Origin of the sequence: Streptomyces sp. NPDC101160 (assembly GCF_044768205.1) — a bacterium.
Classification (GTDB): Bacteria; Actinomycetota; Actinomycetes; order Streptomycetales; family Streptomycetaceae; genus Streptomyces.
This window is the reverse complement of record NZ_JBIWPJ010000003.1, coordinates 347,857-362,051: the sequence shown is the minus strand read 5'-3', so window position 1 is coordinate 362,051 and position 14,195 is coordinate 347,857. Positions and strand designations below refer to the sequence as shown.

The following is a 14,195-nucleotide window of genomic DNA, read 5'->3' as shown; positions in this document are numbered from 1 at the left end:
GGCCTCCTGCGACCATGACCCGTTACCTCATCAAGAGGGTCGCGCAGGCCGTGGCGGTGCTCTTCGCGATCACCGCCACGGCCTTCGGGCTCTTCTACGCCGCCCCCTCCGACCCGGCTCTGATCGCCTGCGGTCCCAAGTGCACCTCCGCCCAGCTCGCGGCCGTTCGCACGAGCATGGGACTCGACCAGCCGCTCGTCTCCCAGTTCACCGACTACGCCGGCGGCATCGTCACCGGCCGCACCATCGCGGACGTCGACGGCACCCCGATCCCCTGCCCCGCCCCCTGCCTCGGCTACTCCTACACCCTCCACCAGCCCGTCCTCGCCGCCATCGAGGACCGTCTCCCGGTGACCGTCTCGATCGCGGTCGGCGCCCTCGCGGTGATCCTGGTCCTCGGCGTCGGCTCGGGCCTGGCGGCGGCGCTGCGCCGGGGCAGGGCGACCGACCGTCTGCTGTCCGGCTTCAATCTGCTGGGCGCCAGTGTGCAGATCTACTTCCTCGGTTACGTGCTCCAGTTCCTGCTCGTCTACTCCACCGGCCTGTTCGCGCCCCCGCGTTACGTGCCGTTCGCCGACCAGCCCGGCCAGTGGGCCCTGGGGCTGGTCCTGCCGTGGCTGGTGCTCGGCTTCGTCAACGCCGCCGTCTACGCCCGTCTCACCCGCTCGCAGATGCTGGAGACCATGCACCACGGGTACGTCCGCACGGCTCGCGCCAAGGGCCTGGGCACCCTGCGTACCCACCTGAAGTACACCGCGCGCGGCGCGGCCGGCCCACTGGTGCAGCTGCTCGGCCTGGAGGTCGGGGCGCTGCTCGGGGGCGCGTTCATCACGGAGACCGTGTTCGGTCTCGGCGGCGTCGGCAAGCTGGCCGTGGACGCGGTGACCGGCAACGACCTGCCCACCGTCGTCGGTACCGTCCTCGTCGCCGCCTTCTTCGTCGTCGTGTTCGTGGCCGTGGCCGACCTGGTGGTGGCCTGGCTGGATCCCCGAGTGAGGCTCGCATGAGCGATCGACCCGCATTGAGCGTCCGCGACCTGGCGGTCACCTTCCGCACGGCGCGCGGCCCGGTCTCCGCGGTCCGGGACGTCTCCTTCGACGTGGAACCGGGTGAAGTCCTGGGCCTCGTCGGGGAGTCGGGGTCGGGCAAGTCGACGATCGGCCTGGCCGCGCTGGCCCTCCACGACCCGGCGCGCACCCGCGTCCGGGGCAGCGTACGGCTCGGGGGCGACGGCCTCGATCTCGTGGGCGCGCCCGAAGCGGTCCTGAAGACGGTCAGGGGCGCCCGTGTCGCGATGGTCTTCCAGGACGCCCTGGACGCCCTGTCGCCGTACCACACCATCGGCGCCCAGGTGGCGGAGGCGTACCGCATCCACCACCCGCGGGCCGGCCGCGGGGAGGCGAGGGAACGGGCGGCGGCCATGCTGGAGCGGGTGGGCATCCCAGCGGCCCGCGCCTCGGACCACCCCCATCACCTCTCGGGCGGCATGCGCCAACGCGTCGTCATCGCCATGGCGTTGATCAACGACCCGGGCGTCCTGATCGCCGACGAACCGACCACGGCACTGGACGCCCGAGTCCAGCACCAGGTCCTCGACCTGATCCGCGAACTCCAGTCGGAGGCCGGGACGGCCATGCTCCTCATCACGCACGACGTGGGCGTGGTGGCGAAGACATGCGACCGCATGCTGGTGATGCGCGACGGCGAGGCACTCGAAGAAGGCCCCACCGGACGCCTCCTGGCCACCCCCGCCCACCCCTACACCAAGGCCCTCATCGGAGCGGCTCCCACCCTGGACACCGTCCCCGGCACCCGCCTTCCCACGGTCGACGACCCGGAGCCGAAGCCACGTACCAAGGCCCGCCTCCGCGCCGCCCCCGATCCCGGAGTCCTGGCCGAGGTGCGCGAACTGCGCGTGGACTACCCGGGCCGCCGTCGCGCCCGCCCCCACACCGCGGTGAAGGGCGTGAGCCTCCACGTGGCACGCGGGGAGACCCTGGGCCTGGTGGGCGAGTCCGGCTCGGGCAAGTCCACCATCGCGCGGGTCCTGACCGGCCTGCGCCGCCCCACGAGCGGGGAGGTCCTCTTCGACGGCCGGGACGTCTCCGGGGCGGCGACGGACACGCGTCTGCGCCGCGAGCTGAGCCGGGACGTCCAACTGGTCTTCCAGGACCCGTACGCGTCGCTGAACCCGCGCCACACGGTGGAGCAGATCGTCACCACGCCCCTGCGCCTCCACACGGACCTGGACCGGGCGGAGCGCAGGAAGCGGGCGGCGGAACTCCTGGAACAGGTGGGCCTGTCCCCGTCCCACCTCTCCCGCCACCCCCACGAGTTCTCCGGAGGCCAGCGTCAACGCATCGGCATCGCCCGGGCGTTGGCCGTCCGACCGCGTCTGGTCATCGCCGACGAGCCGGTGTCCGCACTGGACGTGTCGGTCCAGGCGCAGGTCCTCAACCTCCTGATGGATCTGCGTGAGGAGCTCGGCCTGTCGCTGCTCTTCATCTCCCACGACCTGGCGGTGGTACGGCACTTCTGCGACCGGATCGCGGTCCTGAACCAGGGCGAACTGGTGGAGGCGGGTCCGAGGGACACCGTCTTCGACTCACCGGCCGCCCCCTACACGAGACAACTGCTTGCCGCGTTCCCGCACCACCTCCTGCCCGCTGCCGGCCGACCCGCGCAGCAGGTCTGAACACCACCGTGGCCCCGTCACGGACAGGACGAACGCCTCTCCCCCATCAGAAGGACCCCTCATGACGAACACCCCGACCGAGCCCGGCTCCGTCCCCGAGCTTCCCGACAACCCGGCGGAGAGAAGGAACGGGTTGATCACCGGGCTCTCCATCGCCGCCGTGGCCGTGATCGCGGCGGTGGCCGTGCTGGTCTCCCACTTCACGGGTGGCTCCTCGCGGGCCGACGCCTCCGGGCGCGTCACCGTGAAGATCGGTACGACCGACCAGAGTTCGGACTTCTGGCCCGTCCTGACCCGGCGCGCCGCCGAGGAGGGCATCGACATCGAGCTGGTCAACTTCACCGACTACACGCAGGCGAATCCGGCGCTGTCGCAGAAGCAGATCGACCTGAACCTCTTCCAGCACCTGCTGTTCCTCGCGAACCACAACGTCGCCGACAAGGACACCCTGACACCGATCGGGTCGACCGTCGTCGTACCCCTGAGCCTCTACTCGAAGAAGCACACGGCGCTGCAGGACATCCCGGAGCACGGCCGGGTGGCGATCCCCCACGACCCGACCAACCAGGCCCGGGCGCTGCTCGTGCTCCAGCAGGCCGGACTGCTGAAGCTGAAGGGCGGCGGGTCGGTGCTCGCGACGCCCGCGGACGTGGACACCGCGGCCTCGAAGGTCGCGGTCACCCCCGTGGACGCCTCCCAGACCGTCGCCTCGCTGCCGTCCGTGGACGCGGCCGTGATCAACAACAACTTCGCCCTGGACGCCAAGCTCGATCCGTCGAAGGCGCTGTACGGCGACGATCCGTCGAAGCCCGAGGCCGAGCCGTACATCAACGTCTTCGTCGCCCGGGCGGCCGACAAGAACAACCCCACCTATCTGAAGATCGCCAAGCTCTACCACGAAGCGGCGGTGAAGAAGGCGGCGATCGACGCCTCCAAGGGAACGGCGGTGGCCGTGGACCGTCCGCAGGCCGACCTCGAACGCATCCTCGCCTCTCTGGAGAAGACGGTGCGCGCGGCGCACTGACGGCAGCGCGAAAGACGGGGGCGTCCGACGCGGACGCCCCCGTCGCACTCAGGTCCGACTCGAAACAGGGACTCATGGCACCACCACTCATAGAACTTCGCGACGTCAGCAAGACCTTCACCTCACGATCGACGACCGTCTCCGCGCTCGACTCGATCGACCTGGAGATCGAAGCGGGGGAGATCTTCGCGATCATCGGACACTCCGGCGCGGGGAAGAGCACGCTGGTGCGGCTGATCAACGCGCTCGAACACGCCACCTCGGGCACGGTGACCGTCGACGGCGTGGTGATCACCGAGCAGAGCGAGAAGGACCTCCGGCGCATCCGCTCACGAATCGGCATGATCTTCCAGCAGTTCAACCTGTTCCGCTCCCGGACGGTGTTCGGAAATGTGGCCTACCCTCTGAAGCTGGCGGGCTGGCCCAAGGAGAGACAGCGGGCCCGGGTCGCCGAACTCCTCGCCTTCGTCGGCCTGACCGACAAGGCATGGGCCTATCCCGACCAGCTCAGCGGTGGGCAGAAACAGCGGGTCGGCATCGCACGGGCGCTGGCCGCCAACCCTGCGATCCTGCTGGCCGACGAATCGACCAGCGCGCTGGATCCCGAGACCACCCAGGACGTTCTGCGGCTGCTCCGGCGCGTCAACTCCGAACTGGGAGTGACCGTCGTGGTCGTCACCCACGAGATGGACGTGGTACGGAGCATCGCCGACCGGGTGGCTGTACTGGACGCGGGCAGGCTCGTCGAGGTCGGCACGGTCTACGACGTCTTCTCCGCACCCCGGACCGACACCGGCCGCCGTCTCGTGGAGACGGTGCTGAGGAACCGCCCCGACGCGGACGACGTGGCACGGCTCCGGAAGCAGCACGAAGGCTCCCTCGTCTCCGTCACGGTCGACGGCGACGCCGTGATGGGCCAGGTCCTGACCGACGCCGTGCGGCGGCACGACCTCCGTTTCGAGATCGTGCACGGCGGGATCGACACCCTGCAGGGCCGCTCGTTCGGCACCGTCACCCTCGCTCTGTCCGGAGCGGAGCGGGACATCGAGACGGCAGTGGCCGGTCTGCGCACGGTGGCCACGGTGGAGGTGCACGCATGAACACGGACTGGACCACGCTCTGGCCGGTCTTCACGACGTCCATAGGCCAGACCCTGTGGATGGTCGCCGTCACGATGGTCTTCGGCGGCTTCCTCGGCCTGCTCCTCGGCATCCTGCTGTACACGACGCGCCGCGGAGGACTGCTGCAGAACACGCCTGTCCACACGGCCCTGAACCTTCTGGTGAACTTCGTCAGGCCCATTCCCTTCATCATCTTCATCACCGCCGTGGGCCCGCTGACCCTGAGGGTGGTGGGCACCACCATCGGCACCGCCGCCGCGACGTTCCCGCTCATCGTCGCCGCCACCTTCGGCATCTCCCGCGTCGTCGAACAGAACCTGGTCACCATCGACGCCGGAGTGATCGAGGCGGCCCGGTCCATGGGCGCCGGCCCGGCACGCATCATCACCACCCTCCTCATCCCCGAGGCGCTGGGCCCCCTCATCCTCGGCTACACCTTCGTCTTCGTCTCCGTGGTCGACGCGACCGCGATCGCCGGCGCGGTCGGCGGCGGAGGCCTCGGGAACTTCGCCATCGCCTACGGCTACCAGCGCTTCAACTGGACGGTGACCTGGATCGCCGTACTCACCATCGTGTTCCTCGTGCAACTGGCGCAGTTCCTGGGCAACTGGCTGGCGGGAAGAACACTGCGGCGGTGACACCGGGACGGCCACGGCATCGCGATCCGCCGGCCTTGCGCCTGAGACGTGGACCCCCGCGGCTGCCGGCCGAGCCGTCAGATGGCGGTAGCCGCCATGGTCCGGGCGATCTCGCGGGTCATACGGCCGAAGAGCTCTATCGCCCGGGTGCCGCCGCCGGACCGCCACATCAGCCCGTATCCGAGAGGCGTGTCACCCTCCACGGGGACGTAGGAGATTCCAGGGCGGCCGTAGTAGAGAGCGATGTGGGCCCCTGTCAGCAGGGCTCCCTTGCCGCCGCCGACGAGCGTCAGTGCCTCCTGGAAGTTGGTGACGGACGGTCCCTGTCCGATGGGTCTGCCGCTGGGGGTGCGCGTCGGCAGCCGATGTTCCCGCCAGTACTCCGGAATGTCTCCCGCGATGGTCAGCAGCGGCATACCGGCCAGATCCTCGAGTGTCACCCCGTTCCGTCCGGCCAGAGGATGCCCGGCCGCGACGGCAAGGACCCTGTCCTCCACGAGGAGCGTGGGGCCGCGGGTCAGGTCGTCCTCGCGCACGGGAAAGTCGGTCAACTGGACGTCGAACTCGCCTTTGCGCAGCATTCCGTACGGGTCGGACAGCGGTACCTCGCATACCTCGACGGTGATTTCCGGATGGTGGGTGCGCAGCTTCTCGGTCGCCTTCATCACCATCTCCCCGGCCAGGGGCGTGGAGAATCCGACGTGGAGGACTCCCGCGATACTGCGTGCCGACGTGACGGCCCGCGCCAGGGCGTCCTCGATTCCGCGGTAGTGCGGTTCGAGGTCGTCGCGGAGGCGGGCCCCCAGAGCGGTAAGGGTCACACGCCGGCTCGTACGGGTGAACAGAGGCGCTCCGACGCGGCGCTCCAGCTTCTGGATGAGCTGACTCACCCGGGCGCGGGAGAGATGCAGCCGGGTGGCGGTACGTCCGAAGTGCAGCTCTTCGGCGAGTACGAGAAAGCAGTCGAGTTCGCTCTGGTCCACAGACGTCTCCGGGATACGTGCAGGCATGGATCGGTAAGCCTGGCTGACCGAACGTTGCGATGACCGCTGTTGTTCCCGCGTCGGCTGTGGCGAAGGCTTGGGGCACCGACAACACCTCTCACTCCGGATGGAGCACATCGTCATGAGTGCCTTGAGTACTTCGGGCAGGCTGAGCGCGCGCAAGTGGGGCATCCTGCTCGTCCTGTGCGGCGCGATCTTCCTCGAAGGCATCGATGTGGCCATGCTCAACGTGGCCCTGCCGTCGATCCGCGCCGATCTGGGACTGTCCACCGGTGAGCTGCAATGGGTCATGAGCGCCTACGTACTCGGTTACGGCGGCTTCATGCTCCTCGGCGGACGGGCCGCCGATCTGTTCGGACGCCGTCAGATATTCGTCCTCTGGCTCACTGTCTTCCTGCTGTTCTCCGGGCTCGGCGGCTTCGCCACGGAGGGGTGGACGCTGATCCTCGCCCGGTTCGTCACGGGCGTCGCCGCAGCCTTCATGACTCCGGCCGGTCTGTCCATCATCACGACGGGCTTTGCCGAGGGGCCGGAGCGGAACAAGGCACTGCTCGTCTACTCCGGCACCGCCGCGGGGGGCTTCACGATCGGTCTGGTCGCCGGCGGGCTGCTCACCGCCGTCGACTGGCGATGGGTGTTCTTCGCCCCGGTCGTACTCTCCCTCCTCATCCTCGTCGCGGCCCTCGTGTTCGTCCCCCGGTCGGCGCGGCCCGACAGACTCGGCAAGCGCGTGGACGTGGCCGGCGCGCTCACCGTCACCGCTGCCCTCGTGCTGATCGTGCTGGGCGTCGAGCGTGCCGCCCATGCCGGGGCGGCCGTCAGCGCTGGTACGTTGCTGGCCGGGCTGGCGTTCCTCGTGGCCTTCCTCGTCATCGAACGGCGGTCCGCCGAGCCTCTCGTGCGCCTGAATATCCTGCGTCACGGCTCCCTGGTGCGGGCCAACCTTTCGGCGATGCTGTTCGCTGCCGGATTCTTCGGTTTCCAGTTCCTGGTGGTGCTGTATCTCCAGGAACTGCGTGGCTGGTCGACGCTGGAGACCAGCTTCGCGATGCTGGTCATCGGCATCGATGCGATTCTCTCGCCGACCCTCACACCACGGCTGGTCGACCGCTTCGGCAACGCCAGGGTGATCCTGGGCGGTCTGGTGCTCGCGGCGCTCTCCTACGGGCTGTTCCTCCCGGTCGGAGCGGACTGGAGCTACGCGACGATGTTCCCGAGCCTGATCGTGCTCGGTCTCGCCTTCTCCCTGGCGTACGGACCCCTCACCATCGTGGCCACGGAGGGGATCGCGGAGGAAGAGCAGGGACTCGCGGGTGGTCTGCTCTACACCGCCTTCCAGTTCGGTGCCGCGCTCGGCCTCTCCGCCGTCACCGCCGCGAGCGTGGCCGCCACTCGCGCGGAGACTCCCGGAGCCCTCCTCGACGGCTACCGGGCCGGTCTGCTCGTCCCGTTCGCGGCAGCCGTCATCGCCGCCGGCATCAGCGCCTTCGGCCTGCGCTCCCGGCAGGGCGGTGTGGCGGCTGTGCCGGCAGACGCTGTCGCTGAGCACACCGACGCCGCTGTCTCCCGCTGACTGCCGAACCCAGCGGACCGTCCCGTGCCGCGGACTTGGCCGCCCTCTCGCCTGATGAGTGAGCAGGGCGAGGGCAGAGCCCCGAACCGAAGATCGGGGCTCTGCCGCGTTTGGTTTGACTGTTCGGGCTGGTAGGCGTTGACGGCGCCGGCCATCGGGGAAGGCGTGCTCCGCCGGTGGCCGCCGCCCCGGGTCACAGGGCGAGGAGGGCGCGGCCGGCGGCCTTGGGGTCGGCGAGGGGCCTGAGGGCGAGGCGGACCAGGGCGAGCGGGTTGTCGTCGCCCGCGATGCGGTTGGCGGAGAGCTCGCCGCAGGTGGCGCACTGGTGGATGATCATCCACTCGCCGTCCGGGCGGACGGACATGCCCAGCGCCTCCATCCGGCCGCGGCAGTCGGAGTCGCGGTCGCCGGGGATCTTCCGGTCGACATGCAGGCTGGCCAGGCAGTTGGGGCAGTGGTTGCGGTGCGCGGTGCCGGGGGCGTCCAGGGGGACGTCGAGCCGGCAGGAAACGCACCGGAAGTCGCCTGCCCGGTGGCCGCCCTGGGTGTGCAGGACGTCCTTGTGCCGCTGCGGACGACGCCGTCCACGGTTACCGCGGTTGTTGCGTGACACGGTGGTGCTCCTTTCCTTCTCGGGCGGTCAGAGGGTTCCGAACGCTTCGAGCGGGAAAGGCGGTTGGGCCAACGGGCGGACCGCCATGCGCATCAGGATGAGCTGGTTGTCGTCGCCGCGGGCCGGGTTGGAGGTGAGCTCGTCGCAGCGCACGCAGCGGTGGATCACCATCCAGTCACCGGTGCGGAGCACGGCGATGGCGATCGGTGACATCCGGCCCTCACAGTCGCTCGGGCCGCCCTCGACGTGGTCGAGGACGTGCCGGGAGTGCAGGCAGGACGGGCAGTGGTTGCGCGGCGCGCCGTCGGCGGCGTACGCGGACACGGTCAGACCGCACCACGCGCAGGCGAAGGTGCTGAGGCCGAGAGTGTTGTTGCTGGTGTTGGTGGTGTGGCTGGACACCCGGGTGCTCCTTGCTGGGAATGGGAAGTGGTCAAAAGCAGCAAGAGCAGGCCGAGTGGCCTCGTCAGAGGGCAGCCCGATGACGTCGTGGGACGGCGTACAGGCAGGTCGGAGCACCGGAGGAAACGTCCGGCAGCCGCCCGGAGGAACGGGTGGCGGAAAGCGGCGGACGGTTACGCGGTGTGGCGAGGCGCACTCGGCGCAGGCCGGGTCATCAAACACCCTTTTCCAGGGCGCACAGGCCCAGAACGAATCAGAACGACTCCGCCAGGCTAACAGGGCGCCTTCCGGGGGCGTCAACGGATTATTCCGCCCACCGGGGACGGCCCCGGAGGGCGAGGCCGGTCATTCGGTTCCTCGGTGCCCGAGTTCGGACAGGGCCCGGTCGAGGGTGCTGGTGAAGAAGTCGACGGCGGGGGCGTCGATGCACAGCGGGGGCTTGATCTGGGATGGGCGTGGCCGAGCGGGGTGACGTTGTTGACCATGTCGAGGTACGACCGGCCCTCGGCGGAGATCATGTGGTGCCGCCAACCGCGTTCCATGCGGGGCGGGTTGGCGTAGTAGTGCTCCTGGACCGGGGCGAAGGCCGCCTCACGGCGGGCGAGGAGGTCGGGCTGCGGTGCGGTGGCGGATGTCGGCAGGCCGAGCAGCGGGGCGGGATCGGCCGTGAGGGCGAGCCAGCCGGGGGCGTACTCGGGCCTGACCAGCGGCGGGACAGCCGATACGGCCTGCTCCTGGAGCGAGACGTGGAACCGGGTGCCCGCCGGGAGGGCGGCCAGCGGGTCACCGGCACGTACCGGCGCGTCGGCGGTGGGGGCCGGCCGGACGGCGTCGGGGAAGGAGAGCTGCAGGGCGTACGGGCCGCAGGTGACGGCCAGATGGCCGGGGGCCGAGAGCGGGCGAGTCTCGTGGAAGGCGCGGACCGCGGGCAGGACGTGGTGCGGTTCCATACCGTCGTGGTGGAGCATCGAGGACAGCGGTATCGCGAGCTCGCACACCGCCCAGGTGTCCGTGAGGTCGCCGAAGTCGATGATGCCGTCGGGGAGCGGGAGCGGGTTGTCGGGCGAGCGGACGAGGTTGTCGTCGGTGAGGTCCAGGTGTACGGCCTGGCGCGGAAGCCGGTCGGCGACCTCCAGCAGCGCGGCCCATGCCTCCGTGGCCGCGGACCATACGGCGGTACGCCGGTCCGCCTCGGTGACGTGCTCCAGGAGCTGTCCGACGACGCGCTCGGCGTGGCGGGGGTCCCACTGCAGTACGCGGTCCAGCCCCGGGTGCCGGAAGCCGCTCAGGGTGGTGCTGACCTGGCCGGCGATGCGGCCCATGGCGGCGACCGTCCGGGGTGGGAGGTGGCGCGGCCCCGAGAGCGTCCCGCCGGGCACGTGCCGGAGCAGCCGGGCGGTGACGGGACCGCTGTCGGTGTCCACGGCCGCCGCCCTGCGGTTGCCGTCGGCGTCACGCAGGACGGTCGCCGGCCGCAGCCCGGGCTGCGCGTCGGCGATCAGGTCGGCGGCGGTGTCCTGGGCGTCGATCTCGGTCGTGGTGAAGGCCTGGTTCGCGATCTTGAGTACGGCCGCGGGCGATCCGTCGTCGTAAGTCAGGAGGAAGTTGGCGTCCTGCCGGCTGCCGAGCGATTCGGCGTGCGCCGTGAGCCCGAAGTGCTCGGCGGCGATCCGGCGCGCCTGGTCGGCCGTGACGGCGCAGCCGGAACCCGGGCCGACGCCGGGCAAGACGGCCTCGACCGGTCGCACGGTCCCGTCCAACCCGCCCGGACTGATGGTTGACGGACTCACTCTTTCCGGTAGCAGGGACCGCGCCACCGTCACCCCTCTCCCGCGACACGGTTACGTGGAGGCACGCATTGAGCCAGGCCCGGGACCAACGGGCCTCACAAGACAGGTGACGGACATGCGAACCGAGGCCACCCAGCGGGTCGAGCTGGTCTTCTCTCTCTTCGACGCCAATGGCAACGGAGTCATCGACTCCGACGACTTCGACCTCATGACGAGCCACGTGCTGAAGGCGGCCGACGCTTCGGACGACGGTGCCAAGGACGCCATGCGGGCCGCGTTCAACCGCTACTGGACGACGCTGGCCGACGAGCTGGACGCCAACGGCGACGGTGTGATCACCCTCGAGGAGTTCCGCCCGTTCGTACTCGACCCCGCCCGCTTCGGCCCCACCGTCGCCGACTTCGCCAAGGCTCTCGCCGCACTCGGCGACCCCGACAAGGACGGCCTGATCGAGCGCCCGCTGTTCGTGTCGCTGATGACGGCCATCGGCTTCGAGGACGCCAACATCCACGCCCTCTTCGACGCCTTCGGCCCCGACGCCGAGGACCGCATCCCCGTGGCCACCTGGGAAGCCGGCATCAAGGACTTCTACGCGCCGGACATGGCGGGAATCCCGGGTGACCACCTGGTCGGCGCCCCGACCGCCTGACACAGCCCGCTCGACAAGGTCCCGGGGCGGAGCAGGCCGTCCCGGGACGCCATGGACACCGCAGGAGGAGAACAGGGTGAAGCCGGTCATCGGACTCGCCGTCGGCCGAGGCACGGGGGCGGAACTCGCCGCCGTCTTCGAGCAGGTACTGGGCAGGATCGGGCACCTGTGGGGGACGGATGTCGAGCTCGTACGGTCCCCGCGCACGTACCACTCGTACGTCTCGCTCAAGGTCGAGGAGGGGGACGTCGGGAAGATCGCCCGGCTCACCGAAGACGACGCCGTCCACTACGAGCGGTTCTGCCGCGAGCAGGCACGGCTCGGCACCGCCGCCGTGTTCCGTACGGCGATCAACGCCCAGTCCCTCTACCTGGTGCGCCAACGCCTGCAGGCGGTCAAGGTCGAGACGCTCGCAACCGGGGACGCCTCGGTCCTGCTCGTCCGGGACCAGGCCCAGGGCTTCTACACCGGGGAGAACCGGCACGCGTCCGGTTCGGTGACCCGCACCATGGAGTTCAGCCGGGAGATCACCGAGAAGATCCTCCGGTTCGCGGTCGATCGGGCCGGGGAGGAGTGGCCCGGGGAAGGGCCGGACCAGGTGCTGATGGCCTACAAGTTCCATCTCCTGGACGGCGCCCTCGACGACTGGGTGGCCGACTTCAGGACCCGGACCGGTGTCGACGCCCGGCTGTTCCAGCCCGACACCGTGAACCGCAACATGATCACGCACGGCCTCGCGGACCGCACCGTCATCGTCGCCGGCAACGAGTGGGCCGACATCATGCACGTGGTGCTGCTCGACCGGTTCGGCTCCGAGCGGCAGGAGAACCGCTGCACGGAGAACGTCTACCTGCACCCGGAGCTGAACGGCCTGGTCGAGTACCAGACGGTGCACGGATCAGCCGACGACCTGGAGGGGACCGGCACCGTCAACCCCACCGCGACCGTGCGGGCGGCGGCGCTGATCGCGGAGCGGCACGCCGGCTGCCGGGGCGCGGTCGCCGCCGTGGAGACGGCGCTGGCCGCCGTGCTCGACCGGGGCGTCCGCACACCGGACCTCGGTGGTCGGGACTCCACCGGGGCGATGGTCACCGCCCTGCTCGACGCGCTCGAACAGCGACCCCGCCCATGAGCGCCCCGAGCAGCACGGCCTTGGTCGTCGTCGACCTGCAGAACGACTTCTGCGCCGGCCCGGTCGCCACCGCCCGCTTCCCTGGAGACCCCGCCCGCCTGGAGCGGGTGGCGGCCCACACCGAGCGGGCCGTCGCGGCTGCCCGCGCCGACGGACTCGAGGTCGTGTTCGTCCGCTTCCTCGGCGACGTCCACCTGCAAGGGGCGAGCTGGCAGCACCGCGACGCCCTTCAGGGCAAGCGCCCGAAGTGTCTGGACGGCAGCTGGGGTGCGGAGTTCCACCGGGTGGAACCGGCCCCGGGCGAGGCGGTGTTCACCAAGCACGCGTGCTTCGACGCCTTCCTCGCCGACGGGTTCGAGCGGCACCTCGTCGACGGCGGGGTCGGGCATCTCGTCTTCACGGGCCTGTTCGCCGATGTCTGCGTGGACTCCACGGCCCGCACCGCCTTCCAGAAGGGCTATCACGTCACCGTGCTGCGGGACTGCACCACGGCACTCCACCTGCCCGACGAGTCGGTCCTGCGGTTCATGAGCCGGGTCTACGGCGCCCGCGTCACCACCCACGACCGGACCGCCGAGTGGACGCGCAACCCGGGAGAGGATGACGCATGGGCACAGGAGTCGAGTCCGGCGTCGGTCTGACCGCGCTGATGGTCGCGGCGGCCCGGGCGATCGAGACCCACCGCCCCGACGCGCTGGCCGCGGACCGGTACGCCGAGCACTTCGTCCGCGCGGCCCGCGCCTCCGCGCACTGGCCGGTCCACCCACGGCAGGTCCGAGGCGGCGAGGCCGACCCGCTCTGGGGTCGTCTCGGCCGCTACTTCGGCCTGCGCACCAGGGTCCTGGACGACCACCTCCTCGCCTCCGCCCGGGCCGGTGCCCGCCAGGTCGTCCTGCTCGGGGCCGGCCTGGACACCCGGGCGTTCCGGCTGGACTGGCCGCTCGGGTGCACCGTCTTCGAGCTCGACCGGCCCGGTGTCCTGGCCTTCAAGCAGGACGTGCTCGACCGGCGGGACGCCACACCGGCGGCCCGCCGGGCCCCCGTGGCGGTCGACCTGCGGGAGGACTGGGCGGAGGCGCTGCTCGCGGCGGGCTTCCGGTCCGAGGCACCGACGGCCTGGCTGGCCGAGGGTCTGCTGCTCTACCTGCCGTCCGCCGCCGAGCGGTCCCTCGTCGACACGGTCGACCGGCTCAGCGCCGGCGGCAGCACGCTGGCCTACGAGGTCAAACTGGGCCTTGAGTCGGACGCCGTCCGTTCCCACCCGGTCTACACGGCCGCCCGCCTCCGCATCGGCGTCGACCTGCTCGCCCTGTTCGACGGCGAACCCCGGCCGGACACCCGCGCCGACCTCGCCGGACGCGGCTGGTCCACCCGGGTGCACACCCCGTTCGACTTCAGCCGCCACCACGGCCGCGGCCCGCTCCCCGAACCGGACGACGCCCTCGCCGCCAACCGTTGGATCCTCGCCCACAAGCCCAGCCCGTGACGCGCACCCGGGTTCGGTGCCGCTTCACCCTTACGCCGGCACCTCGCGCGCCGCACCGGCGTCTCCCC

General features: G+C 70.5%; 14 protein-coding genes. 10 read left to right on the top strand and 4 right to left on the bottom strand.

The window, feature by feature from the left end; translation table 11 throughout:
- The first annotated feature begins 14 nt into the window (after positions 1-14).
- From ACIRSU_RS11025 to ACIRSU_RS11005, 5 genes are all read left to right on the top strand, one after another.
- Positions 15-1,007, top strand: coding sequence for an ABC transporter permease (locus tag ACIRSU_RS11025; RefSeq protein ID WP_403790792.1), 993 nt, complete (start codon positions 15-17; stop codon positions 1,005-1,007).
- Positions 1,004-2,695, top strand: a complete 1,692-nt coding sequence (locus tag ACIRSU_RS11020; RefSeq protein ID WP_403790790.1) for a dipeptide ABC transporter ATP-binding protein — start codon at positions 1,004-1,006, stop codon at positions 2,693-2,695. Before ACIRSU_RS11025 ends, ACIRSU_RS11020 begins: the two co-directional genes overlap by 4 nt.
- Before the next feature lie 61 nt (positions 2,696-2,756).
- Positions 2,757-3,719: a MetQ/NlpA family ABC transporter substrate-binding protein gene (locus ACIRSU_RS11015; protein ID WP_403790788.1), complete on the top strand. Its 963-nt coding sequence runs from the start codon at positions 2,757-2,759 to the stop codon at positions 3,717-3,719.
- A gap of 74 nt (positions 3,720-3,793) precedes the next feature.
- Complete coding sequence (locus tag ACIRSU_RS11010) at positions 3,794-4,819, top strand: methionine ABC transporter ATP-binding protein (protein ID WP_403790786.1); 1,026 nt, start codon at positions 3,794-3,796, stop codon at positions 4,817-4,819.
- The gene (locus ACIRSU_RS11005; protein ID WP_403790784.1) at positions 4,816-5,478 is read left to right on the top strand and encodes a methionine ABC transporter permease; all 663 of its coding nucleotides are present in this window, start codon (positions 4,816-4,818) and stop codon (positions 5,476-5,478) included. Before ACIRSU_RS11010 ends, ACIRSU_RS11005 begins: the two co-directional genes overlap by 4 nt.
- 77 nt (positions 5,479-5,555) lie before the next feature.
- On the opposite strand, the gene ACIRSU_RS11000 is transcribed toward ACIRSU_RS11005, so the two are convergent.
- A complete protein-coding gene (locus ACIRSU_RS11000) occupies positions 5,556-6,488 on the bottom strand; it encodes a LysR family transcriptional regulator (RefSeq protein WP_403790782.1) in 933 nt (310 codons plus the stop codon).
- A gap of 115 nt (positions 6,489-6,603) precedes the next feature.
- On the opposite strand from ACIRSU_RS11000, the gene ACIRSU_RS10995 reads away from it, so the two are divergent.
- Positions 6,604-8,055, top strand: coding sequence for an MFS transporter (locus tag ACIRSU_RS10995; protein ID WP_403790780.1), 1,452 nt, complete (start codon positions 6,604-6,606; stop codon positions 8,053-8,055).
- Positions 8,056-8,248: 193 nt separating this feature from the next.
- Here the strand turns inward: ACIRSU_RS10995 and ACIRSU_RS10990 are convergent, their stop codons facing one another.
- The 3 genes from ACIRSU_RS10990 to ACIRSU_RS10980 form a co-directional block, all read right to left on the bottom strand.
- Positions 8,249-8,668 (bottom strand): RNHCP domain-containing protein, encoded by a 420-nt coding sequence (locus ACIRSU_RS10990; RefSeq protein ID WP_403790778.1) that lies wholly within the window; start codon positions 8,666-8,668, stop codon positions 8,249-8,251.
- 27 nt (positions 8,669-8,695) lie between these two features.
- The gene (locus ACIRSU_RS10985) at positions 8,696-9,070 is read right to left on the bottom strand and encodes an RNHCP domain-containing protein (RefSeq protein WP_403790776.1); all 375 of its coding nucleotides are present in this window, start codon (positions 9,068-9,070) and stop codon (positions 8,696-8,698) included.
- A gap of 296 nt (positions 9,071-9,366) precedes the next feature.
- Positions 9,367-10,818: a phosphotransferase gene (locus tag ACIRSU_RS10980; protein ID WP_403790774.1), complete on the bottom strand. Its 1,452-nt coding sequence runs from the start codon at positions 10,816-10,818 to the stop codon at positions 9,367-9,369.
- Between the two features lie 157 nt (positions 10,819-10,975).
- Here ACIRSU_RS10980 and ACIRSU_RS10975 point away from each other — a divergent pair, with 157 nt between their 5' ends.
- The 4 genes from ACIRSU_RS10975 (at position 10,976) to ACIRSU_RS10960 (ending at position 14,127) form a co-directional block, all read left to right on the top strand.
- Positions 10,976-11,509, top strand: a complete 534-nt coding sequence (locus tag ACIRSU_RS10975) for an EF-hand domain-containing protein (RefSeq protein WP_403790772.1) — start codon at positions 10,976-10,978, stop codon at positions 11,507-11,509.
- Positions 11,510-11,585: 76 nt separating this feature from the next.
- Complete coding sequence (locus tag ACIRSU_RS10970) at positions 11,586-12,641, top strand: isocitrate/isopropylmalate family dehydrogenase (protein ID WP_403790770.1); 1,056 nt, start codon at positions 11,586-11,588, stop codon at positions 12,639-12,641.
- Complete coding sequence (locus tag ACIRSU_RS10965; protein WP_403790768.1) at positions 12,638-13,282, top strand: cysteine hydrolase family protein; 645 nt, start codon at positions 12,638-12,640, stop codon at positions 13,280-13,282. The genes ACIRSU_RS10970 and ACIRSU_RS10965 overlap by 4 nt, the downstream gene beginning before the upstream one ends.
- Entirely contained in the window at positions 13,249-14,127 is an 879-nt protein-coding gene (locus ACIRSU_RS10960) for a class I SAM-dependent methyltransferase (protein WP_403790766.1), read from the top strand. Before ACIRSU_RS10965 ends, ACIRSU_RS10960 begins: the two co-directional genes overlap by 34 nt.
- Positions 14,128-14,195: the final 68 nt, after the last annotated feature.